The sequence below is a fragment of the Pseudorhodobacter turbinis genome, from assembly GCF_005234135.1.
GTDB classification, from domain to species: domain Bacteria; phylum Pseudomonadota; class Alphaproteobacteria; order Rhodobacterales; family Rhodobacteraceae; genus Pseudorhodobacter; species Pseudorhodobacter turbinis.
The window spans coordinates 615,686-637,143 of the sequence record NZ_CP039965.1; the positions used below are offsets into that span (position 1 = coordinate 615,686).

The following is a 21,458-nucleotide window of genomic DNA, read 5'->3' on the forward strand; positions in this document are numbered from 1 at the left end:
GATAAACCCTCGTGACCAAAACAATATGGGAGACAGTCGTGGCGCTTTTCTTCAAACCTGAGACCATCCAGACCACCGCCGCACTGCTGGAGGGGTTCTTGCAGGACTACTCCATCGAGGTGATGCCCCGCACCGCCGAGAAGGTTGAGGATTTCCGCACGCTTCTGCCGCAAAAGACCCGCGTCTATATCGCCCATATCGAAGGCACGCCGATTGCGGATATGGTCGCCACCGCCAAGCGTCTGCGCCAAGAGGGCTTTGACGTGATGCCACATTTTCCGGCCCGTATCATCCCCGACCGCGCCACGCTGGCCGATTGGATTGCGCAATACCAAGGCGAAGCGGATGTGAAGCAGGCCCTCCTGCTGGCTGGCGGCGTCAGCACCCCGACGGGAGACTTTGACAACTCGATGCAACTGCTGGAAAGCGGTCTGTTCGATGGGTTCGAGCGTCTGCATTTCGCGGGCCACCCCGAGGGCAACCGCGACATCGACCGCGATGGCGGCGACCGTGTGGTGATGGAGGCGCTGAAATGGAAACAGGCCTACGCCAACCGCGCGGACGCAAAAATGGCGCTGGCCACCCAGTTCTGCTTTGAGGCAGGGCCGGTTATCAAATGGGCGGACCGGCTGGCGGACGAAGGCATTGATCTGCCGATCCATATCGGTGTGGCAGGGCCAGCCAAGCTGCAAACCCTGATCAAATTCGCCATTGCCTGCGGCGTCGGGCCGTCGCTCAAGGTGCTGCAAAAGCGCGCCATGAATGTGACCAAACTGCTGCTGCCCTACGCGCCCACCGAATTCGTAACCGATCTGGCCGCCCATAAAGCGCGCCACCCCGATTTCGGCATCCAGTCGGTGCATTTCTTCCCGCTGGGTGGTATCAAGACGAATGCCGCTTGGGCCACTGAACATGGCGGGCGCGCCGCGCAACCTACCTCTCACTCTTAAGGAATAGAATTAACTATGACCCGTACTGTTATTGAATCAAAGACAAAAACGGCCATCATCGGTTTTGACGAACCCTTTTGCGTGATCGGCGAGCGGATCAACCCGACAGGCCGCAAAAAGCTTGCCGCGGAATTGGAGGCCGGAAACTTCGAGACCGTTTTGCGCGACGCATTGGAGCAGGTCGCCTGCGGTGCCACGGTGCTTGACGTCAATTCCGGCGCGGTTTTCACCAACAAAATGGCCAGCGACCCGCGCTATGCCGATAACAACTTTGTTGAGCCGCCCTTGATGCACGAGCTTATCACCCGCATCCAAGCCGTGACCGACGCGCCCCTGTGCATCGACAGCTCGGTCCCCGGCGCGCTGGAGGCCGGGCTAAAGGCCGCCGAGGGTCGCCCCCTCCTCAATTCCGTCACCGGAGAGGAGGACCGGCTGGAGCTGGTTCTGCCTTTGGTCAAAAAATACAATGTGCCGGTTGTGGCGATCTCTAACGATGACACCGGCATCTCAGAAGATCCTGACGTCCGCTTTGCAGTTGCCAAAAAGATTGTGGAACGTGCTGCCGATTTTGGCATCCCCGCGCATGATATTGTCGTCGATCCCTTGGTGATGCCGGTGGGCGCGATGGGCAGTGCCGGCATGCAGGTATTCGCATTGGTACGCCGTTTGCGCGCGGAACTGGGCGTCAACACCACCTGCGGTGCGTCCAACATCTCCTTTGGTCTGCCGCAGCGCCACGGCATCAATGCGGCCTTCCTACCAATGGCGATCGCGGCTGGCATGACCTCTGCCATCATGAACCCCGTGCGCCTGCAAGAGATGGAGGCAATCCGCGCCGCCAACTTCTTGATGAACCACGATGCCAATGGCGGAGAGTGGATTCGTTTTGCCAAGGTCATGGAAGCGGTTGAGGGCGGGATGAGCTTTGCCGAGGCTTCCGCCTCTATCGGGGCTGCGGGGGGGCGTGGCGGCCGCAGAGGTGGGCGCCGGGGCTAAGCAACCCACCGCTGGACAATTCCCCGACGGCGCGCCATGAAGATAGCGATGACCGAACAAAACCGCCCCCTTGCTGCTGCCGTTTGGATGATCGGCTCCATCGCTGCATTTCTTGCAATGGCGGTCGCCGGTCGGGAGGTGTCTGCCACCCATGACACCTTCGAGATCATGGCCTGGCGCTCGTTAGTCGGGTTCATCATCGTGACGGTCGCGGCCCTCGCCACACGCCGTATCCATGAGGTGCGCACCGACCGCCTGCCTCGCCACTTGCTGCGCAATACCATGCATTTCACGGGGCAAAACTTGTGGTTCTGGGCGCTGGCCATGATCCCCTTGGGGCAGGTTTTCGCACTGGAGTTTACAGCCCCCATCTGGTTGATCCTGCTGGCCCCGATCTTTCTGGGTGAAAAGCTGACACGCATGAAACTGCTGGCCGCGGCCCTTGGCCTAACCGGCACGATGATCGTCGCACGCCCCGATTTTTCGGCCTTCAATCCCGGCATCGCTGCCGCCGGTGCCGCCGCCATTTGCTTTGCCGCCACCAATATCGCAACCAAAGCGCTGACCCGGCACGAGACGATCACCTCCATCATGTTCTGGCTGACCGGCATGCAGCTTGTCATGGGGGTGGTCATGGCATGCTATGACGGCGAGGTCACGCTGCCCACGGTACAAACCCTGCCCATCCTTGTCCTAATCGGTCTTTGCGGCCTGATCGCGCATTTTTGCCTGACCACCGCCCTGTCGCTTGCACCTGCAAGCGTCATTATCCCGGTCGATTTCGTGCGCCTGCCGGTGGCGTTTTCCATAGGCTGGCTGCTGTATGGCGAGACGCTGGAACTGCCGGTGATCCTTGGGGCTGCCTTTATCTTGACCGGCATCACGATCAACCTAAAGTCAAGCAGAGCTTCTGCAAAACGTGTATCCCTGCAACAACCCCCTGAAACCAATCCGTAACGTAGCGTAAGAGTTTGACCAAAAAATTTTGGCTGTTAACCATACCTTCAGTAAATGCATCTTAATGTATTCAGGACAGGTTCGGGGGAGGAACGGCCATGAAAAAACTAGCGATCACATTAGGGGCCATAGCTCTTTCGGCATCCGCCGCTCATGCGGCCGGGATTGAACGTTCACGCCTCGCCTATGGCACGTTGTTTGAAACGGGGACCTATCTGGAATTTGGCGCATCTCGTGTCGCGCCCAGCATTTCCGGCACCTATAGCAATCCATCCTTCGGCACCACAACCGGCAGCATGGCCGGGGATTACACAACCCTGTCTTTCAGCTTCAAACGCGATATCAGCGAAAAGCTGGCTTATGGCGTTTTTGTCAATACGCCCTACGGTGCGCTGGCTAGCTATAATGCCGGGTTTTATACTGGGCTCAATGCGGAATGGAAAAATCGACAAGCCGCCGTTCTGTTCAAATATAAGGTTAACCCGAATGTCTCCGTCTATGGCGGGCTCAAGGCTGTCCGCTCTCAGGCAACGATTGAGATCCCCAGTTCCATGATTGCAGGTGGCTTGGCGCAAGCGCAGGCAGTGGGTGCAGCACCGGGGGCAACACCGGAACAAGTCGCCGCTGGCGCGAATGCCGATGCCATTCTGACGGCCAGCGGCGGTACGGGGTTGGAGTATTCCGCCTTTGGGCCTGCGGATACCCGCTTGGGCTACATCATCGGAGCCGCTTATGAAAAACCAGAAATCGCACTACGCGTTGCCCTGACTTATGAATCAGGTATCAGCCATAAATTTAGAACCACCGAGACCAGCATCATCCCCGGTATTGCGCGCACCGATATCATCAATATCGAAATGCCCGAAAGCCTGACACTGGATTTCCAATCAGGCGTTGCCAAGGACACATTGGTTTTCGGCTCCATCCGCTATGCGAAATGGAGCGTTTGGGAAGTACGCCCAACAGGCTATGACGCATTGACCGGAGGCAATATTACCGACTTTGCCGACAATGTGACCAGCTTCCAATTAGGTGTGGGCCGCAAGATCAACGATCAGTTTTCGGCCTTCATCCGTGCCGGATATGAGAAGTCGAACAGCGGCACATCATCGCGGCTTTCCCCGATTAACGGTGTCCGCAGCATTGGTATCGGCGGATCCTATACCCACGATAACATGAAGATCACTGCCGGGCTTGAGTATGCAAAACTGGGTGACGCAGTGGATGCCACCGGAACGCGGTTTTCCGGGAGCAAGGCCGTAGGTCTTGGTGTGACAGTCGGCTACCGATTCTAAGCTCTGCCTGTTTTCGGATCAAAGCCCCGCCGCCGCGCGGGGCTTTTTGCGTATATCCTGCGGCAGATCCAGCCATAACGCCCCACTGCGGAAATTTCCTTTAATCAAAAGGTCCGGCAGCGCGACCTCTGGAAAGTCATCAACCCAATCGCGAAAGCGGTCATTGCTGACAACACGCGCGCCCTTTTCGCGCGCGGCTGTCAAGATGAATGAATCCGCCTGCACACCTTTTGGCACGACGAACACGCGGCTTGCAGGAAGGCTTAACTGTCTCGCCAAGACCTCGTCGTGCATATAACGATCCGCGAGCAGATAACCCGCATTGGCATCAAACATCACAGCAGGTGCATAACCGCGCTTGATCAAATCTTGCACCACCTCTTGCACGGCCTCAATCTTTGGCGCGCCACCCTGCCAATACATTACGTTGGACCCGTCGATTATAGCCCATTTGTGCGCCTGCCCCAGTCGCTTGCGCCATGCCAACAGCAGCAAAACCACGCTCGCCACGGCTGAAAGCACCGCCAACAAAAAGAAATCCGGCAGCCCCCAAGTCACGGCCATCGCAAGAACCGAAAAAACAAACAAGATAAAGGGTACAATCATAGCGCAAAATTATGCGCGCACCGCTGCCTTGCCAAGCTACATTTGCGCAACACACAGTTTTCGCGTGAACTTCACCGCGCCCCGCGCTATCACTCCCCCGCAAGGAAGACCTCGGAGGCTCGGATGATCTATCAATCGTCACAGGACTGGATGCAGGACAGCACCAAGAGAGTGCTGCTTTTTGGCATGTCGGGCCTTGGGAAAACCCATCTTTCCAATATGCTGCGCGATGATGCGGGGTGGTTTCACTACTCCATCGATTACCGGATTGGCACCCGCTATATGGGTGAATATATCGCGGATAACCTCAAGCGGGCGGCGATGGATGTCCCGCTGCTGCGTGAACTTTTGCTGTCGGACAGCATCCATATCCTCTCAAACATCACGTTTGAAAACCTCGCTCCCCTGTCCACCTATCTGGGCAAACCGGGCAACCCCGCGCTTGGCGGTGTGGCATTTGACGAATATTGCGCCCGTCAAATGCAGCACCAAGAAGCCGAGAAAGCAGCATTGCTGGATACAGAAAGCTTCATCCACCGCGCACGTGAGCTTTACGGCTACAGCAATTTCGTCTGTGACAGCGGTGGCTCTATCTGTGAGGTCGTCGATGCCGCTGATCCTAACGACCCCATCCTTAGCGCTTTGTCGCGCAACCTGCTTTTGGTCTGGATCGAGGGCACGGATGCACATCGTGACGCGTTGATCGCCCGCTTTGACCGGGCGCCAAAGCCGATGTACTATCAACCCGAATTCCTGTTGCGGGTCTGGAACGATTATCTGGCGGAACAAAACGTAACCGAAGACCGCGTCAACCCTGACGCTTTTCTGCGCTACGGCTATGCACGTCTGCTGGATCATCGCCGCCCCCGCTACCGTGCGATGGCAAACTGGGGTATCAGCGTAACGGCGGATGAGGTGGCCTCGGTCAAATCCCCCGCCGATTTCGACGCGCTGATCGCCACTGCCCTTGACCGCAAAACGACCTGAACCACCGGAGCGTTCCAATGCCCATCACTCTGCCCCAAGATCTGCCCGCTTTTGATGTCTTGACCAAAGAGGGCGTCATGGTGATCTCGCCCGACCGGGCGCAAAGTCAGGATATCCGCCCCCTGCGCATCGCGCTTCTGAACCTGATGCCCAAGAAAATCCAGACCGAGAACCAGTTCGCGCGCCTGATCGGGGCCACGCCTTTGCAGATCGACCTGCACCTGATCCGCATGTCCGAACATCAGGCCAAGAATACCGCAGCCGAGCATATGGAAGCGTTTTACCGCCCTTTTGAGGAGGTGCGTGACCAAAAATTCGACGGCCTCATCATCACCGGCGCCCCGATCGAGCATCTGTCATTTGGCGATGTCACCTATTGGGACGAGCTGCGCGAGGTTTTGAACTGGACGCAAACCAATGTGCATTCCACCTTTGGCGTCTGCTGGGGCGGGATGGCGATGATCAACCACTTCCACGGCGTGAAAAAACACATCCTGCCCGCCAAGGCCTTCGGCTGTTTTCGCCACTCCAACCTGGATCCGACCTCGCCGTTCCTGCGCGGTTTCTCGGATGATTGTGTGATCCCGGTTTCGCGTTGGACCGAGATGCGCCAAGCCGAGATTGACGCCGCCCCCGGCCTGCGCACCCTGCTTGGATCGGATCAATCCGGCCCCTGTCTGGTTGAGGATCCGGCCCATCGCGCGCTCTATATCTTCAACCATTTTGAATATGACAGCGACACGCTGAAACAGGAATATGACCGTGACATTGCCAATGGCACGCCGATCAACGTGCCGATGAACTATTACCCCAACGACAATCCGGCAATGAAACCCCTGAATCGCTGGCGCAGCCATGCCCACCTTTTGTATGGCAACTGGATCAACGAGATATACCAGTCAACGCCTTATGATATAAGTGAAATTGGCATGTAACCTTGGGCCGCGTTGATCAGCGCAGCCCAGCTTGCCAAACCGCATGGAGCCCCTGCAATGGATCTGCCTTTCGACGGCGCAATCAGCAAGTTTCTGGCCGAGGAGGCCCCGAAGGATATCCGCAAAGCCATTGAAAAGGCGGATAAAGACGATATTTTGGCGGCCTCCTATCCCTATCCGCGCGAATTGAAACGCAAGGCTTACGCCCGCCAGATGGAGGGGCTGCAACGCCAGCTTGTGCGCATGCAGGCCAGCATCAAAGCCAGCGGCAAACGTGTGGTCGTCGTCTATGAGGGGCGTGATGCTGCGGGCAAGGGTGGCACTATTGGTGCGACACGCGAAAACCTCAACCCGCGCATGGCCTCGGTTGTGGCGCTTTCAAAGCCCTCGGATCGCGAGGCGACACAATGGTATTTTCAGCGTTATGTCGACTGGATGCCCGCCGCCGGTGAAATGGTGATGTTTGACCGCTCTTGGTACAATCGTGGCGTGGTGGAACATGTCTTTGGCTTTTGTACCGACAAACAGCGCGAGCATTTCTTTGCCCAGCTTCCAAGTTTTGAGGAAATGCTGGTGGAGGAGGGCATTGTGCTGGTCAAGCTCTGGCTCAACGTCGGGCAGGCAGAGCAGCTTCGCCGGTTTTTGGCCCGTGAAAATGACCCGCTGAAGCAATGGAAACTGTCTTGGGTGGATGTCGAGGGGCTGCGCAAATGGGATGCCTATTCCGCCGCAATCACTGAGACGCTCGCGCGCAGCCACACCCCCCATACGCCTTGGACGGTAATTCGGTCCGACGACAAGAAACGCGCACGGATTGCGGCGATCCAGACCCTGCTACACGCCGTGGAGTATGAGGGCAAAGACAGCAACCTGATCGGCCAGCCCGACCCCGAAATTTGCGGCAGTCCCGCAATGCTTGATGTCTAAGCGCGGTTATCATCACGGCAATCTGCGGCAGGCCTTGGTTGAGGCAGCGCTGGCACTGATCACAGAAAAGGGCCCGCAAGGTTTCACCCTGTCAGAGGCAGCAAAGCACGCGGGTGTCACCCCCGCCGCCGTTTACCGCCATTTTGTCGGCCGCGATGATCTGATAGCCGAGGCCGCGCGCCAAGGCTATGAGATCTTTGCCGCCCTGATGGAGTTTGCTTATAACAATGGCGAACCCAGCGCCCTTGCGGCGTTTGAGGCGACCGGGCGCGCCTATCTGGCCTTTGCGCGCAAATATCCCGGCCATTATCAGGCGATGTTTGAGAGCGGGCTGACGCTGAATGCCCATCCCGAGTTGGCAACGGTCGCGGCCAAAGCATGGGCTGTTCAGGAAACCGCAGCGCGCCAGTTGTCGCATCAGCTTCCCGTGGATCGGCGCCCGCCTGTGTCAATGGTCTCGGCGCATATCTGGGCGCTTAGCCATGGGGTGGTGGAACTCTTTGCCCGCGGTGCGCCGGGCGCCCAAAGCCCCTACCCGCCCGAGGATATGCTGGAGGCGGGCATTGGGATTTACCTGCGCGGATTGGGGCTTTTGCCCCCCGACAGTTAGCGGAACAGAACCAGCGCGCCGGGGGACCAAGCCACCCGCGTCCGCGTCCCGATCTCCAGCACCGGACGGCCAAAGACATTGCGCATCGAGATCCGCACCGCCCTATCGGTGCCGTCCAACTTCACATCGTAATAGGTCATATCCCCGTAATAGACGACCTCTTCGATCAAAGCGGTGGTCTCTCGGTCGGTGGATGTCTGCCCCTCAAAGAGGATGGTCAGGGTCTCGGGGCGGAACCCAACAGCGGGCCCCTCACCCGAATGCGCGCCCGGGGCCTGTTCGGCATCCAAAGTGGCCCGGCCAAAGCCCTTTGCCTCCACCTCGATCTTGCCATCTGCCTCGCTAATCACCTGCGCGGGAAGAAAATTCATTGTGCCGATAAATTCGGCCACACGGCGCGAATTGGGACGGCGGTAAAGGGTTTCGGGATCGGCAAGCTGTGCGATCTCACCCTCAAACATCACGGCGATGCGGTCCGACATCACCAGTGCTTCTTCTTGGTCATGGGTGACGAGAATAAAGGTGATGCCGACCTGCCGTTGCAGGCGGATTAGCTCTACCTGCATCTGCTCGCGCATCTTTTTATCCAGCGCCGACAAAGGTTCGTCCAACAGCAAAACCTTTGGCTTCAGGATCAGCGCGCGCGCCAAGGCGACCCGCTGGCGCTGCCCGCCCGAAAGCGCATGCGCCGCCCGCGCGCCGTAGCCCCCAAGGCCGACCATCGCCAACGCCTCCTCTACACGTGCGGCCAGTTCAGCCTTTGAAAGCCCCGCACGGCGCAGACCAAAGCCCACGTTTTCGCCCACCGTCAAATGCGGAAAAATCGCATAGGACTGGAATACCATATTCGTCGGCCGCTGGTTTGCAGGCACCCCCGCCATATTCTTGCCGTCGATCATCACAGCACCGGAGGAGATCCCCTCAAATCCCGCAATAGTGCGCAAAAGCGTGGTCTTGCCGCAGCCCGACGGCCCCAAAAGCGAGAAGAATTCGCCTGCCTTGATCGTCGCGGTGATGCCGCGCAAAGCATGGTAATCGCCATAGTATTTATGCACGTCCTGAAACGCGATCATGGTTGGTTTCTCGGTCACAGGAAGCCTCCGGTATCTTTTCCGCCCGATTTCGCGATGCCGCGGCGGCGGAAATATTCAGCAATAGCAAGCAAGACAATAGACAGACAGACAAGCACCGTCCCCAGCGCCATGATCACCGGCACCGCCAGCGGGAAACGGAACTGCGAAAAGATGTAGACCGGCAAGGTCGGCTCGGTCCCCGCAAGGAAAAACGCGATGATGAATTCATCCAGACTGATCGTAAAGGAAATCAGCAGCGAGGAAATAATCCCCGGCATCACCAAGGGCAGGATGATCAGCCGAAAGGTGCTGGCTGCGGATTCGCCTAGATCATAGGCGGCTTCTTCAAGGCTTTGATCCAGCGCTTGGAACGCCGAGGACAGGATGGCAATCGTGAAAGGCGTGCAAATCAAAACATGCCCCAAGATCACCGTCCAAAGCGAAAGGTTCACCCCTAGCCCCAGCAACACCACCAAAAGAGAGACGGCCACGATAATTTCAGGCAGCACCAAGGGCAGCATGATCAACCCCATCAGCCCTGTCTTCATCGGAAAGCGGTAGCGGGTCGAGGCGCGGGCCGCAAACACCCCCAAAGTCGTTGCCAAGATCGCGGTCGTCACCGCAATGAACAGCGAGTTTTTCAACGCGATCCGCAAGGCAGGCTCTTCCAGCATGGCGCTGAACCAACGGGTTGAAAACCCTTTTAGCGGAAAGGCGATGATCGTCGCATCATTGAACGCAAACATCGGCAGCAGGATGATCGGCGCGTAAAGAAACAGCAAATAGCCGATCGCATAGACCTTGAACCAACCACCCTTCATGCGTTGCGCCCCTTCAAATAGCGACGGTTCAAACCGACAAAGATCAAGCTGACCAAGGTGACGACTGCCATCGCCGAAACCGCAATTGCCGACCCCAGCGGATAATTATCCAGCTTGAGGTATTGCAACTGGATCAGGTTCGCGACCATCCGCCCCTCCGGCCCGCCAACAAGCTGCGGGGTGACATAATCGCCAACGGTCGGGATAAACACGATCAGAACGCTGGCAATCACGCCGGGCATGGCCAGCGGCAGGGTGACGCGCAAAAAGGTCATGAACCGGCTTTCGCCCAAATCCTGCCCCGCCTCCAGCAGGCTGCGGTCAATCTTTTCCAAGGCCACAAAGATCGGCAAGATCGCAAAGGGCGCGTAGGCATGGGCCAGCGTGATCACCACGGAGTTGACGTTATAAAGGATAAATGTCAGCGGCTCATCGATCAACCCGATACCCAGCAGGCCAGAGTTGACCACCCCGTTATAGCCCAAAATCACCTTCCACAGGAAAACCCGGATCAGGTAGCTGGTCCAAAAGGGGATCGTGATCAGAAATAGCCAAAGTGATTTACGCGAGGGGCTGACGTGAAAGCTGACGAAATAGGCAATGGGAAAGGCGAGCAAAACTGTGACGGCCGTCACCACCATGGACACGCCCAAGGAACGGACCATCACCGTGCGGTAAAGCTCGTTCGTCCAAGCCTCGATATAATTCGCGAAAGTGAAATCGCGAATGATCTCAAGATAGCCATCTGTCAGAAAGCTATAAAGAACGATCGCGCCCAAGGGGGCCGCCAGCATCAAGATTGCATAAAGCGCCGTCGGGCTGATCATCAACAGCCCGCTGGCCGCCTCTGTCCGGCGCAATTTGGCCCACCGCGATTCTGTGCCCATCATCTACCCCAGCCCTGTTGCGTCAGATAATTTGTGGCACAGGTTTTCGGCTGTGGGAAGGGCAGAGTTTCAGGCGCCCAACCTCTCAAGGGCGATGGCGCGCTTGCCAACCTCTGTCAGCAAGGCCGGTACAACCTTTATCGCACCAACTGCATTGCGCAGCGCCTCGGCAAGCTGCGCCTCATTTACTTGCGCGCCTGCGACACGCCAAACAATCCGGCGGTTCGCACCATCATCATAGACGATTTCCATGCCGCCATTGCGCGCCTTGCGATAGCCAAGGAAATCTGCGCTCCCATTGGGGGCGTGAAAGCTGGTTTGCTGTCCCATTGTTCGGGTCTCTTTTTATAAACGGCTTCTATCCCTGCAAGATGGCCACATGGCCCGCATGGGTCAAGCCGCCGCCAGCGATTGCCGGCGGACGAGTCCGGAATGCCACAGTCAGACCGAAAGCTCGGCCGGGGGGCTGTCCAATAGGCGGGCAAGACGTCGGCAGGCCAGCTCTATCTGGAGGCAGCTGTGATTGCCGGGGATGGCCATGCGAACCGCATTGGGCGCGCGCCCGTGGACCAGCGCGAACTCATCAGCCGAGCGCAGCAAAACGCCCTCGGCCTCGGCCATGCGCGCAAAGGTTGAGGCGCGCCAGCCCGACGGAAGGCGCAACCACACGAACGGCAGCCCCGGTTGCCATGCCAGATCATAACCGCCCAACACATTGACAACTGCCTCCAGCCGGTCGGAAAAGCCGTCTTGCACCTTGGCGCGCAGGTCCGCGGCAACGCCGCTGGTCAAAAGGCTCAGGCATAAATCCGATATCGGGCGCGCAAGGCCGATAAAACTGTGCTGCGCGGTCAACCGCCCCGCCCGCCCCATCCCGCTTGGACAGACGATATACCCAAGCCGGAGGGCTGCCGAAACGCTTTTGGAAAAGCTGCCCACATGCCAGGTCCGTTCCGGCGCAAGCGCGCGCAAGGAAGGGATGTCGCTTTTGGCGATAGAGTAACAATCATCCTCCAGAATTTGCATTTCATAGGCACGGGCGATATCGGCAATCTCGCGCCGTCGGCTTTCTGTCATACGCACAGTGGTCGGGTTTTGCGCCTCGGTCGTAAGGCAAAGGATCTGCGGGCTGTGGCGGCGACAGGCCGCCTCCAGCACATCGGGGCGCAGGCCTTCGGCGTCGCCCTCCAGCGATTGCACATCGGCGCGGGAAAGGCGTGCGGCATGGCGAAACCCTGCATAGGCCAGATCCTCGATCAGGACCATCGGGCGATCCCCCCGCAAACAGCATTGAAAAATCAGGTTCACCGCATTTTGCCCGCCATAGCTAAGGGCTATGTCATCTGCTGTGACATCCCCCAAAACCCGCCCCTCCAGCCAATGGACAAGCGCCTCACGCAGGATTTCTTCGGTGTAATAGCTGGGGTAATCAAGCCAGTCGCGCGTCATATCCGGCGCGCCGCCCGCGAAGGCCGCGTTAAAGGCTGCCGCCTGCCCCACATCGGGTATCTTGGGCGCTCGCATATCGATACGTCCCGCCAGATGTGCCGGATCGCGCTCAACATAAAAGCTTTGCGTCGGGCCAAAGCGTGGCGTGGCCGAGGCGACAAAAGTGCCCCGCCCCACAGTGGCCGCCAAAAGCCCCTCTTGCGTGGCAAGCTGATAGGCCCGCGACACCGTGCCGGGCGTGATCTGCAATTGCCATGCCAATTCGCGCACAGTGGGCAGCTGGCTGTCGGGCGGCAAAGTGCCCGCACGGATCGCATCCCGCAGGGCACGGACCAGCGCCAGATACTTGGGGCCGGGGAATTGTGTCAAATCGGGCAGCCATGTTGTATTGGTCACAATGTTCCTCTGGCATAATTTGGCACATTCTGCGACATTGTACCCATCACGTCAATTCCGATTGTACCATTACAAAAACATGAGGGTTCCCATGGCTTACCAAAATCAGACGATCCGCACAGGCCAACCGCAGCAAAGCGCGACAGCAGTGGTTTTTGGATGGGCCGACACCGTATTGAAGCTGGCCCAACGCCAACGGACCCGTCGCGCCCTCAAACGTCTTGATGGCCATATCCTCAAGGACATCGGAATGTCCGCCGCTGTGGCACAGACTGAGGGCAACAAGGCGTTTTGGCAAGATTAATGCCGCACGCGGAACCTACGTTCGCGTAAAGCGCCCTGCACACTCCCCAAGCCGTGCAAATGAATGGACATTTCCCGCAACCGTCGCTTAAATGTCGGAGGAGACGTGCCTGATTTTGTCAGGCCGTTATCGCGACACAGTTCGACTTAGGGAGTATTAAATGGATCGTCGTTCTTTTATTCGTAGCGCCGGGGTTCTGGGAGCGGGCGCTGCGGCAACTACGCTGGCAGCACCAGCGGTTGCGCAAGGCAACATCACATGGCGCATGGTTACGACCTGGCCCAAGAATTTTCCCGGTCTGGGCGTGGGCGCACAGCGTCTTGCCGACCGGATCACAGCAGCCTCTGGCGGCCGTCTGACGGTTCAGGTGTTCTCGGCAGGGGAGCTGGTCCCGCCATTGCAATCGTTAGATGCCGTGATCGATGGCACCGCCGAGATGAGCCATGGCGCCGCCTATTACTGGCAAAACAAATCCCCTGCCCTGTCGTTCTTTACCGGCGTGCCCTACGGCATGACCACGCCAGAGCTGACGGCTTGGGTCCGCTACCTCGGCGGTCAGGAAATCTGGGATGAGGTCTATGACCAGTTCGGCGTGCAGGGCTTCTTGTCCGGCAACACCGGCACCCAGACCGGCGGCTGGTTTCGCAATGAAATCAACAGCCTCGAAGATGTCAAAGGCGTGCGCTTCCGGACACCGGGCCTTGGCGGGCGCGTCTGGGAAAAGCTTGGCGCCACAGTCACCAATATGGCCGCGGGCGAGATCTTTCAGGCGCTGCAATCAGGCACGCTTGATGCGGCCGAATTTGTTGGCCCCTATAACGATCTGGCGCTGGGTTTCCATCAGGTCGCCAAAAACTACTACATGCCATCCTTTGTCGAATCCGGTCTTGCGACCGAGCTGGTCGTCGACAAGAAGAAATACCAAGAGCTGCCCGCAGACCTTCAGGCGATCATCCGCGATGTATCGCAAGCGGAATACGATCAGGTTTCGGCCGACTTTATCGCCAATGATCCACGCGCATTGCGCACATTGGTCAATGATCACGGCGTGATCGTGCGCAACTTCCCAGATGACGTCATGGAAGCAGGTGCAAAAGCATCGGTAGAAGTGGTTGAGGAACTGCGCAACAGCGATGACCCGCTGGTGAAAAAGACCGCCGAGAGCTTCATCGAGGCGCTGAACCTTGTGCGTACACGGACCGAGAACATCGACACGCCCTATGTCCGTGCGCGTCAACAGTTCCTGAAATACGACTGATCTGGAATTTTAACGACCAAAGCCCCCGGCGCAACGCTGATGCATTCGGGGGCTTTGATATGCCCCTCGCCTTTGCTGGAGTTTTCGGCAGAGGCGAGGGCGCACAAGCGTCAGCCCCATATCCCTAAAAATCTACAGCCTGCTGCATTTCACGCCCCCTACGGCAAACGGGGGGCCAAGGCCCCCCGCGTCGTTTCTTGACGTCTGTACGTTGCTTAGTGGTCAGCGACCGATGCCGCCTCACGCGCCTCTTCCGCTGTACCTTTGGCGCCGTTGAAAAACAGGTTCAGAAGCACCGCCGAGATTGATGCCAACAAGATACCGCTTTCGATCAACGGGTGCAGCGCATGTGGCAACCAGATCATAAAGTTCGGCGCAATCAGAGGGATCATGCCAAAGCCCAGCGAGACCGCCACGATGAACAGGTTGAACCTGTTGTTCGCGAAATCGACACCGGCAGCAAGAATACGGATACCTGTTGCCGCAACCATACCGAACATCACGATGCCCGCACCGCCCAGAACCGCAATGGGCAGCGCCTCTACCATCACCGCCATCTTCGGGATCAGGCCCAGAACGATCAAGATCAGGCCCCCCGCGATGCAGATATAACGGCTTTTGATGCCCGTCACGCCAACCAGACCGACGTTTTGCGAAAAGCTGGTGTAAGGGAAGGTGTTGAAAATCCCGCCAAGGATCGTCCCCAGACCATCAACCCGCAGACCCGCAGCCAAACGCGGTTGGGTGATCGTGCGGCCCGTCATATCGCCAAGCGCAAGAAACATGCCGGTGGATTCGATCATAACCACGATCATCACAAGCGTCATCGTAATGATCATCACCGGATCAAAGACCGGCATTCCGAAGTGGAACGGGGTGATCAGCGAGAACCATTTTGCCTCGGCGACACCATCAAAATGCATCATTCCCAAAAGGGCAGCCAACACACCGCCAATGACAATGCCCAAAAGCACCGCAATATTGGACACAAAGCCCTTGCCGTATTTTGCGATCAGAAGGATCGACAACAAAACAACAGCCGAAACCCCCATGTTTTGCAGGCTCGCATAGGCCGGGTTGTTGACCGTCGCGGTCAACCCAAGCCCCGGCGGGATCGCCGGCACAGCGGAGCCGGCAGCGCCGGCCAATTCACCCACTTCTTTCAGCCATGCTGCGTGTTCGGGGTTCACAGTCTTTACCGATGTCGGGCCAACAGGCACCCCAAAGATCCAGTTGATCCCGACGCGCATCAAGGTGACACCGATCACCAGAATGATCGTACCGGTCACCACCGGCGGGAAAAAGCGCAGCATCTTGGAAATGACCGGCGCGATCAGCAAAGCCATCACCCCCGCCCCGATGATAGAGCCAAAGATCAGCTGCGCGCCCGCATAGCCGGGATTGGCCGCCCCAATCGCAATCATTGGACCGACCGAGGCAAAGGTGACGCCCATCATCACCGGCATCTGGATCCCGAAATAACGGGTCATGCCCAAAGACTGGATGATGGTCACAATCCCGCAGACAAACAAATCGGCAGAGATCAGAAAAGCCACGTCTTGTGGTGCAAGCTGAAGCACCCGCCCGATGATCAACGGAACGGCAATTGCCCCCGCATACATGACCAGCACATGCTGCAACCCCAATGTAAACAATTGGGGTGCTGGTAGGATCTCATCTACCGGTTTCACTCGATCAGTCATTGAAAAACTCTCCCTGAGGTGTGGGGTATGATTTCAAGCACGATGCCGCCCCGACAACATCGCGCGTGCTTTGATGTTGCGCCAACAGCCCTCAGGACTCAAGCGCAACAGCAGCAGATACCGGGCCGGTCACGATCCACGGCACGTCAAAATAATGCTCTTCAAGGTTTGGCGTTGTCCCGATCCGGTCAACCACGGCGAAAAGGCCGGGGGCGTGAAGCGGGGTCAGAACCCCGTGCCAGACGCCGCGGTGCAGGTTGATGCCCTGCGCGCCATTGGTCAAAAACGCACGCGGGGTGGCATCGGGGCCGGTGGCCACGATCACAAGAAACGGATGCTCGGTCATCGGCAGGAAAGCTTGGGAGCCATCAGGATGGCGTTCCACCAGATCCAGCGTATATGGAAAGCTGCGCGGTTGGGCGTGAAAAATGGAAATGCCCGCGCGGGCCTCTGCAAAATCAAGCTGCGCGCGGTCATGAAAACGGTCACACATCCCTTGATTGATAATCTTATCCGGTGTGCCCGTGGCCTCCAACACCTCTCCGAAGGGGGCAAAAGCGGCGGCGGTCAAGGGCTCTGTCTGAATGGTTTTTGTCATGCGGACCTATGATTATTGACGGATCAGCCGGGCGCGCCCCCCTTCATGGGGGGGCAACAGTTGATTTCAGCGCGGGTTCAGTGGCCCGCGCAAATTGGCGTGGCGGTTCACGTCTTTGTAAAGCAGGTAGCGGAACGGGCCGGGCCCTGCGGCGTAACAGGCCTGCGGGCAAAAGGCGCGCAGCCACATGAAATCACCTTCCTCAACCTCCACCCAATCTTGGTTGAGCTTATAGACAGCCTTGCCCTCCAGCACATAAAGCCCGTGCTCCATCACATGGGTTTCCTCAAAGGGGATAACGCCGCCGGGCTGAAAAGTGACCACGGTCACATGCATATCATGGCGCAAATCATTGGGGTCGACAAAGCGGGTCGTGGCCCAAGCACCGTTGGTGTCGGGCATCGGGGTGGGGGTGATGTCCTTGTCGTTCAGCACCAGCACATCAGGCCGGTCAACGCCCGGTGCGGGCTCATAAATCTTGCGGATCCAGTGGAAACACGCGTTCCCAGCGCCGGTGTTGTGCAACGCCCATTTGCTGCCCGCCGGAATATAGGCATAGCTGCCCGAGGTCAGCGCGTAAGATTTACCCTCAACGGTCAGATCCGCACCCCCTTCGGTCATGAACAAGACCGATTGTACAGCGTCGTCATTCTCTGGCAGGTCAGAACCGCCGCCCGGTGCGACCTCCATCACATATTGGCTGAAGGTTTCCGAAAAGCCGGTCATCGGGCGCGCGATGATCCAGAGGCGCGTTTTCTCCCAGCCCGGCAAAAAGCTGGTGACGATATCGGAAAACACCCCTTGCGGGATAAAGGCATAGGCATCGGTAAACACCGCGCGGCCGGTCATCAATTGGGTTTGCGGTGGCAAACCACCTTTGGGGGCAAAATATCCGGTCATGGCAGGATGTCCTTCAGGCGCAGTTCCGCGATACGTTCAACCTGGGCGCAGGCGGTGGTGAATTCGGTTTGCGTGTCATGGCCGATACGGGTTTTGAACGCGGCAAGGATGCTGTCTTTGGTATTGTCACGCACGGCAATGATAAAAGGAAAGCCGTGTTTGGCGACATATTCGGTATTGAGCGCCTGAAAGGTTTCGCGTTCCGCATCCGTCAGCGAATCGAGCGCGGCGCTCGCCTGTTCGGCGGTGCTTTCTGCGGTCAGGCACTTGGCTGCGGCCAGCTTGCCTGCAAGGTCGGGGTGGGCCATCAAAACGCCCAGACGTTCCTCATATGACGCAGAGCGGAACATCCGGCACAACGCATTATGCACACCCACCGCACTGTCATGCGCGGGGCCCAGCTCCAACCCATGCGCGCGTTCGGCGATCCAGGGGGAATGTTCGAAGATGGTGCCGAATTTGGCGACGAAGCTCTGCGCATCCATTTCGCTGGGGCGCTCAAAGCGCTGGTGCGGATGGATGGCCGCCCAATGATCGGCGATATCCATCCGGCGCGGGAACCACACGCCCTCATGCCCTTGGGCATAATCGAGGAAGCGCATCAGCCCCGCGATTTTGCCCGGACGCCCGATCAACCGGCAATGCAGCCCGATGGAAAACATCTTGGCCGCCCCCGCCTCACCCTCGGCGTAAAGCACGTCGAAGCTGTCCTTGAGGTACTGAAAGAACTGCTGCCCCTCGATATAGCCCGGTGCCGTGGCGAAACGCATGTCGTTCGCCTCTAGGGTATAGGGGATGATAAGCTGGTCACGGTCGCCAAATTCCATCCAATGCGGCAGGTCGTCGTCATAAGTGTCCGCGATCCAGTCAAAGCCGCCCTCTTCGGCGACCAGACGCACGGTATTGACCGAGCAACGGCCCGTGTACCAACCGCGTGGGCGGGTGCCGACAACCTCGGTGTGCAGGCGAACGGCCTCTGTGATCGCGGCACGTTCCTCATCCTCGGGCATGTCTTTGTGTTCGACCCATTTCAACCCGTGCGAGGCGATTTCCCAATCGGCCGCCTTCATCGCAGCGACCTGCTCTGGGTTGCGCGCAAGGGCCGTGGCCACGCCGTAAATTGTTACGGGAATATCGCGTGAGGTGAACAAACGGTGCAACCGCCAGAACCCAGCCCGTGCGCCATAATCATAGATCGATTCCATGTTCCAATGGCGCTTGCCCGGCCAGGGCGCCGCTCCGGCAACATCGGACAGGAACGCCTCTGACCCGGCATCGCCGTGCAGAATGTTGTTCTCACCACCTTCTTCGTAATTCAGCACCAAGGAGACTGCAATCTTCGCGCCCTTTGGCCATTGAGCATCAGGCGGGTTGGCCCCGTAACCTGTCATATTGCGCGGATATCTGTTCACAAAACGCCTCATTCTTCCAATTCTGTGTGTTAGTATAAAGCGAATAGTCTCCCGTTATTCACAAATAAATTATGAAAGACTTTTAACACAAATAAGAGATCGTAACCAGCGCGACAATCCTGCACAATTACAGCGTAATTTTAAGGGAGAACAATAATGGCGGCAGGCAAACTGACGACGCATGTGCTCGATACCGCGCGGGGCAAACCTGCTGCGGGGGTGAAAATCACGCTTTACCGTGTCTCCGGCGAAGGCCATGCAAAGGTCACCGAAACCGTTACCAATGAAGACGGTCGCACCAATGCGCCAATGCTGGCAGGGGCCGCGCTGACGGTTGGCGAATATGAGCTGGTCTTTTGCGCCGGTGATTATCTGCGTGCCAGCGGGCAGGCCGGTGACGGCGTGTTGTTTCTGGATGAAATCCCGATCCGCTTTGGCGTGCCGGATGCCGACGCCCATTACCATGTGCCGCTGCTCATTTCGCCTTTTGCCTATTCGACCTACCGCGGAAGCTAAAGCTTGGCGCACGCCCGAATTTAGAAACGTTCTAAACCTTGACTTGTCGGGGTTTAGGGCGCATATCTGACTGGAACTGTCGGAGATATAAAATGTTCATCCAGACCGAATCCACGCCGAACCCGGCGACATTAAAGTTCCTTCCCGGCCAAACCGTGCTGGATATGGGAACCGCAGACTTTCCTTCTGCTGAGGCTGCCGAAAAATCCCCTCTCGCACGGCGCATCTTTGCGGCGGGTGATGTTGCTGGCGTTTTCTTTGGCAATGACTTTGTGACCGTGACCAAGACGGATGCTGCCGATTGGAACCATATCAAGCCCGCAATTCTGGGCGCGATTATGGAACACTACCAATCCGGCGCCGCCGTGATTGAGGGTGAGCAAGCCGCCTCTGGCCATGCCGAGCATAGCGGCGAGGATGGCGACATCGTGGCCCAGATCAAAGAGCTTCTGGACACGCGGGTACGCCCTGCCGTGGCCCAAGATGGTGGCGACATCACCTTTCACGGCTTTGAACGCGGCGTTGTTTACCTGCATATGCAGGGCGCTTGCGCGGGATGCCCTTCCTCTACGCTGACGCTGAAAATGGGCATTGAAAACCTGCTGCGCCATTACATCCCCGAGGTGCTGGAGGTGCGGCCCGTTGCCGCTTGATCGACCCCTTCTGGCCTTTGATACATCGGCCGCGCATTGCGCGGCCGCTTTGCTATGGCGCGGTGAAATCATCGCCGAAGCACGCGAGCCTATGGCCAAAGGCCAAGCCGAACGCCTAATGCCCCTTATTGAGGAAATGCTAACCTCGGTCGGGCGAAACTGGCGTGATCTCGGCGCGCTGGCCGTGGGCGTCGGCCCCGGAAATTTCACCGGCATCCGAATTTCTGTCGCTGCGGCGCGCGGTCTTGCCCTCGGGCTGGGTGTGCCCGCCGTTGGGGTGACCAGCACCGAAGCCCTCGCCAATGGGCAAACCACCCGCATCCGCGTGGCAACACCGGCCACTCGCAACGCGCTTTATGTGCAGGACTTTGACGCAGGCGCGCCGCTTGGCCCGATCCGCGAGGCAAAGCCCGAAGATGCCGATTTCTGGCCCGCGCCGAACGTGCAGCCCATCGGCGACTGGCCAGAGACGGACCGCGCGATCATCTGCCCCGACCCGCTTGCGCGGATCCGCGCGCTGGCCTTTGTCGGTGCGCAAAAGGTAGCAAAGGGCGCCCCCCTGCCCGCGCCGTTCTACCTTCGCGCAGCCGATGCCGCCCCGCCCAGCGATCCGCCGCCCGTCATTCTGGACGCCTAGATGACCCCCGACGATCTGGCCATACTTCACGCCCGCAGCTTCACCACACCGCCACCGTGGTCTGCCCAAGCTTTTGCCGCACTTATCGAAAGCCCCGGCACCTTTATCCGCGGTGATGCGCGCGGCTTTGTGATGGGTCGCGCTTTGGCCGGTGAGGCAGAGGTTCTGACGCTTGCTGTGGCCCCGGATTTCAGGCGCAAGGGCCATGCGCGCAGCTTGATGACGGCCTTCCACGACGCTGCCCGACCAGCTGCCGATACCGCCTTTCTGGAGGTGGCCGAAGATAACAACGCCGCAATCGCACTTTATCTTTCGCTGGGCTACGCCGAGGTCGGCCGCAGGCCGCGCTACTTCGAGGCCCCCCACGGCGCGCGCATAGATGCATTGGTGATGCGCCTTTCCCTTGCGCCATCTGCCTAACTCTGCGCACCAAAGCCTGCCTAAACTTGGCTGCACGCCCAATTAGCGCGTGCTAGCGTCATATTCCTATTGACCCCCCACCCCAATCGCGCCCAAATTTAATCATAGCCCATCCCCCCGTCCGCAAAGGATTCTGGGGATGGCAAAGAATCCAAACGGGAGACGACA

General features: G+C 58.4%; 24 protein-coding genes. 14 read left to right on the forward strand and 10 right to left on the reverse strand.

Annotated elements, in window-relative coordinates; all coding sequences use genetic code 11:
• Positions 1-38 precede the first annotated feature (38 nt).
• The 4 genes from EOK75_RS15310 to EOK75_RS15325 all read left to right on the forward strand — a co-directional run bounded on the left by EOK75_RS15310 (position 39) and on the right by EOK75_RS15325 (position 4,198).
• Positions 39-950: a methylenetetrahydrofolate reductase gene (locus EOK75_RS15310; RefSeq protein WP_137195815.1), complete on the forward strand. Its 912-nt coding sequence runs from the start codon at positions 39-41 to the stop codon at positions 948-950.
• 15 nt (positions 951-965) lie between these two features.
• Positions 966-1,946 (forward strand): methyltetrahydrofolate cobalamin methyltransferase, encoded by a 981-nt coding sequence (locus EOK75_RS15315; protein WP_137194945.1) that lies wholly within the window; start codon positions 966-968, stop codon positions 1,944-1,946.
• A gap of 48 nt (positions 1,947-1,994) precedes the next feature.
• Positions 1,995-2,903 carry a DMT family transporter gene (locus tag EOK75_RS15320; protein ID WP_137194946.1) on the forward strand — a complete coding sequence of 303 codons (909 nt, stop codon included), beginning with the start codon at positions 1,995-1,997 and terminating at the stop codon, positions 2,901-2,903.
• Between the two features lie 98 nt (positions 2,904-3,001).
• Positions 3,002-4,198 carry an OmpP1/FadL family transporter gene (locus EOK75_RS15325; RefSeq protein ID WP_137194947.1) on the forward strand — a complete coding sequence of 399 codons (1,197 nt, stop codon included), beginning with the start codon at positions 3,002-3,004 and terminating at the stop codon, positions 4,196-4,198.
• Positions 4,199-4,216: 18 nt separating this feature from the next.
• On the opposite strand, the gene EOK75_RS15330 is transcribed toward EOK75_RS15325, so the two are convergent.
• Positions 4,217-4,804 carry an NYN domain-containing protein gene (locus tag EOK75_RS15330; RefSeq protein ID WP_137194948.1) on the reverse strand — a complete coding sequence of 196 codons (588 nt, stop codon included), beginning with the start codon at positions 4,802-4,804 and terminating at the stop codon, positions 4,217-4,219.
• Positions 4,805-4,927: 123 nt separating this feature from the next.
• Here EOK75_RS15330 and EOK75_RS15335 point away from each other — a divergent pair, with 123 nt between their 5' ends.
• From EOK75_RS15335 to EOK75_RS15350, 4 genes are read left to right on the forward strand one after another with little or no spacing between them, the layout of a single operon-like run.
• Positions 4,928-5,791: an ATPase gene (locus EOK75_RS15335; protein ID WP_137194949.1), complete on the forward strand. Its 864-nt coding sequence runs from the start codon at positions 4,928-4,930 to the stop codon at positions 5,789-5,791.
• Between the two features lie 17 nt (positions 5,792-5,808).
• On the forward strand, positions 5,809-6,726 hold the full coding sequence (gene metA, locus EOK75_RS15340; RefSeq protein WP_137194950.1) for a homoserine O-acetyltransferase MetA: 918 nt from the start codon (positions 5,809-5,811) through the stop codon (positions 6,724-6,726).
• A gap of 57 nt (positions 6,727-6,783) precedes the next feature.
• Positions 6,784-7,653, forward strand: a complete 870-nt coding sequence (ppk2, locus tag EOK75_RS15345) for a polyphosphate kinase 2 (RefSeq protein WP_137194951.1) — start codon at positions 6,784-6,786, stop codon at positions 7,651-7,653.
• Entirely contained in the window at positions 7,646-8,263 is a 618-nt protein-coding gene (locus tag EOK75_RS15350; protein WP_137194952.1) for a TetR/AcrR family transcriptional regulator, read from the forward strand. The genes ppk2 and EOK75_RS15350 overlap by 8 nt, the downstream gene beginning before the upstream one ends.
• Here the strand turns inward: EOK75_RS15350 and EOK75_RS15355 are convergent.
• The 5 genes from EOK75_RS15355 to EOK75_RS15375 form a co-directional block, all read right to left on the reverse strand.
• Positions 8,260-9,336: an ABC transporter ATP-binding protein gene (locus tag EOK75_RS15355; RefSeq protein ID WP_137195816.1), complete on the reverse strand. Its 1,077-nt coding sequence runs from the start codon at positions 9,334-9,336 to the stop codon at positions 8,260-8,262. The genes EOK75_RS15350 and EOK75_RS15355 overlap by 4 nt on opposite strands.
• A gap of 14 nt (positions 9,337-9,350) precedes the next feature.
• On the reverse strand, positions 9,351-10,157 hold the full coding sequence (locus EOK75_RS15360) for an ABC transporter permease (protein ID WP_137194953.1): 807 nt from the start codon (positions 10,155-10,157) through the stop codon (positions 9,351-9,353).
• Positions 10,154-11,044 carry an ABC transporter permease gene (locus tag EOK75_RS15365; protein ID WP_137195817.1) on the reverse strand — a complete coding sequence of 297 codons (891 nt, stop codon included), beginning with the start codon at positions 11,042-11,044 and terminating at the stop codon, positions 10,154-10,156. The genes EOK75_RS15360 and EOK75_RS15365 overlap by 4 nt, the downstream gene beginning before the upstream one ends.
• Before the next feature lie 69 nt (positions 11,045-11,113).
• On the reverse strand, positions 11,114-11,374 hold the full coding sequence (locus EOK75_RS15370; RefSeq protein WP_137194954.1) for a hypothetical protein: 261 nt from the start codon (positions 11,372-11,374) through the stop codon (positions 11,114-11,116).
• 111 nt (positions 11,375-11,485) lie between these two features.
• Positions 11,486-12,889, reverse strand: coding sequence for an aminotransferase-like domain-containing protein (locus tag EOK75_RS15375; RefSeq protein WP_137194955.1), 1,404 nt, complete (start codon positions 12,887-12,889; stop codon positions 11,486-11,488).
• Positions 12,890-12,980: 91 nt separating this feature from the next.
• Between EOK75_RS15375 and EOK75_RS15380 the strand changes: the two genes are divergently transcribed.
• On the forward strand, positions 12,981-13,193 hold the full coding sequence (locus EOK75_RS15380) for a DUF1127 domain-containing protein (protein ID WP_168199262.1): 213 nt from the start codon (positions 12,981-12,983) through the stop codon (positions 13,191-13,193).
• A 160-nt stretch (positions 13,194-13,353) separates the two neighbouring features.
• A complete protein-coding gene (locus EOK75_RS15385; protein ID WP_137194957.1) occupies positions 13,354-14,451 on the forward strand; it encodes a TRAP transporter substrate-binding protein in 1,098 nt (365 codons plus the stop codon).
• Positions 14,452-14,666: 215 nt separating this feature from the next.
• Here the strand turns inward: EOK75_RS15385 and EOK75_RS15390 are convergent, their stop codons facing one another.
• The 4 genes from EOK75_RS15390 to puuE all read right to left on the reverse strand — a co-directional run bounded on the left by EOK75_RS15390 (position 14,667) and on the right by puuE (position 19,064).
• Complete coding sequence (locus tag EOK75_RS15390; RefSeq protein ID WP_137194958.1) at positions 14,667-16,154, reverse strand: nucleobase:cation symporter-2 family protein; 1,488 nt, start codon at positions 16,152-16,154, stop codon at positions 14,667-14,669.
• Positions 16,155-16,245: 91 nt separating this feature from the next.
• Positions 16,246-16,752, reverse strand: coding sequence for an ureidoglycolate lyase (locus tag EOK75_RS15395; RefSeq protein ID WP_137194959.1), 507 nt, complete (start codon positions 16,750-16,752; stop codon positions 16,246-16,248).
• A gap of 66 nt (positions 16,753-16,818) precedes the next feature.
• Positions 16,819-17,652: a bifunctional allantoicase/(S)-ureidoglycine aminohydrolase gene (locus EOK75_RS15400; protein WP_137194960.1), complete on the reverse strand. Its 834-nt coding sequence runs from the start codon at positions 17,650-17,652 to the stop codon at positions 16,819-16,821.
• Complete coding sequence (puuE, locus tag EOK75_RS15405) at positions 17,649-19,064, reverse strand: allantoinase PuuE (protein WP_137194961.1); 1,416 nt, start codon at positions 19,062-19,064, stop codon at positions 17,649-17,651. Before puuE ends, EOK75_RS15400 begins: the two co-directional genes overlap by 4 nt.
• Positions 19,065-19,220: 156 nt before the next feature.
• On the opposite strand from puuE, the gene uraH reads away from it, so the two are divergent.
• From uraH to EOK75_RS15425, 4 genes are all read left to right on the forward strand, one after another.
• Complete coding sequence (gene uraH, locus EOK75_RS15410) at positions 19,221-19,580, forward strand: hydroxyisourate hydrolase (RefSeq protein ID WP_137194962.1); 360 nt, start codon at positions 19,221-19,223, stop codon at positions 19,578-19,580.
• 92 nt (positions 19,581-19,672) lie between these two features.
• On the forward strand, positions 19,673-20,233 hold the full coding sequence (locus tag EOK75_RS15415; RefSeq protein ID WP_137194963.1) for a NifU family protein: 561 nt from the start codon (positions 19,673-19,675) through the stop codon (positions 20,231-20,233).
• Positions 20,223-20,870, forward strand: coding sequence for a tRNA (adenosine(37)-N6)-threonylcarbamoyltransferase complex dimerization subunit type 1 TsaB (tsaB, locus tag EOK75_RS15420; RefSeq protein ID WP_137194964.1), 648 nt, complete (start codon positions 20,223-20,225; stop codon positions 20,868-20,870). Before EOK75_RS15415 ends, tsaB begins: the two co-directional genes overlap by 11 nt.
• Positions 20,871-21,290 (forward strand): GNAT family N-acetyltransferase, encoded by a 420-nt coding sequence (locus tag EOK75_RS15425; RefSeq protein WP_137194965.1) that lies wholly within the window; start codon positions 20,871-20,873, stop codon positions 21,288-21,290.
• Positions 21,291-21,458 lie beyond the last annotated feature (168 nt).

Coding starts and splice junctions, on each gene's coding strand:
- EOK75_RS15350 (WP_137194952.1), top strand. CDS start 7,646: ATGTCTAAGCGCGGTTATCATCACGGCAATCTGCGGCAGGCCTTGGTT.
- metA (WP_137194950.1), top strand. CDS start 5,809: ATGCCCATCACTCTGCCCCAAGATCTGCCCGCTTTTGATGTCTTGACC.
- EOK75_RS15330 (WP_137194948.1), bottom strand. CDS start 4,804: ATGATTGTACCCTTTATCTTGTTTGTTTTTTCGGTTCTTGCGATGGCC.
- EOK75_RS15320 (WP_137194946.1), top strand. CDS start 1,995: ATGACCGAACAAAACCGCCCCCTTGCTGCTGCCGTTTGGATGATCGGC.
- ppk2 (WP_137194951.1), top strand. CDS start 6,784: ATGGATCTGCCTTTCGACGGCGCAATCAGCAAGTTTCTGGCCGAGGAG.
- EOK75_RS15385 (WP_137194957.1), top strand. CDS start 13,354: ATGGATCGTCGTTCTTTTATTCGTAGCGCCGGGGTTCTGGGAGCGGGC.
- EOK75_RS15425 (WP_137194965.1), top strand. CDS start 20,871: ATGACCCCCGACGATCTGGCCATACTTCACGCCCGCAGCTTCACCACA.
- EOK75_RS15315 (WP_137194945.1), top strand. CDS start 966: ATGACCCGTACTGTTATTGAATCAAAGACAAAAACGGCCATCATCGGT.
- EOK75_RS15400 (WP_137194960.1), bottom strand. CDS start 17,652: ATGACCGGATATTTTGCCCCCAAAGGTGGTTTGCCACCGCAAACCCAA.
- EOK75_RS15365 (WP_137195817.1), bottom strand. CDS start 11,044: ATGGGCACAGAATCGCGGTGGGCCAAATTGCGCCGGACAGAGGCGGCC.
- uraH (WP_137194962.1), top strand. CDS start 19,221: ATGGCGGCAGGCAAACTGACGACGCATGTGCTCGATACCGCGCGGGGC.
- EOK75_RS15370 (WP_137194954.1), bottom strand. CDS start 11,374: ATGGGACAGCAAACCAGCTTTCACGCCCCCAATGGGAGCGCAGATTTC.
- EOK75_RS15325 (WP_137194947.1), top strand. CDS start 3,002: ATGAAAAAACTAGCGATCACATTAGGGGCCATAGCTCTTTCGGCATCC.
- EOK75_RS15360 (WP_137194953.1), bottom strand. CDS start 10,157: ATGAAGGGTGGTTGGTTCAAGGTCTATGCGATCGGCTATTTGCTGTTT.
- EOK75_RS15355 (WP_137195816.1), bottom strand. CDS start 9,336: ATGATCGCGTTTCAGGACGTGCATAAATACTATGGCGATTACCATGCT.
- EOK75_RS15335 (WP_137194949.1), top strand. CDS start 4,928: ATGATCTATCAATCGTCACAGGACTGGATGCAGGACAGCACCAAGAGA.
- EOK75_RS15395 (WP_137194959.1), bottom strand. CDS start 16,752: ATGACAAAAACCATTCAGACAGAGCCCTTGACCGCCGCCGCTTTTGCC.
- EOK75_RS15415 (WP_137194963.1), top strand. CDS start 19,673: ATGTTCATCCAGACCGAATCCACGCCGAACCCGGCGACATTAAAGTTC.
- EOK75_RS15380 (WP_168199262.1), top strand. CDS start 12,981: ATGGCTTACCAAAATCAGACGATCCGCACAGGCCAACCGCAGCAAAGC.
- EOK75_RS15390 (WP_137194958.1), bottom strand. CDS start 16,154: ATGACTGATCGAGTGAAACCGGTAGATGAGATCCTACCAGCACCCCAA.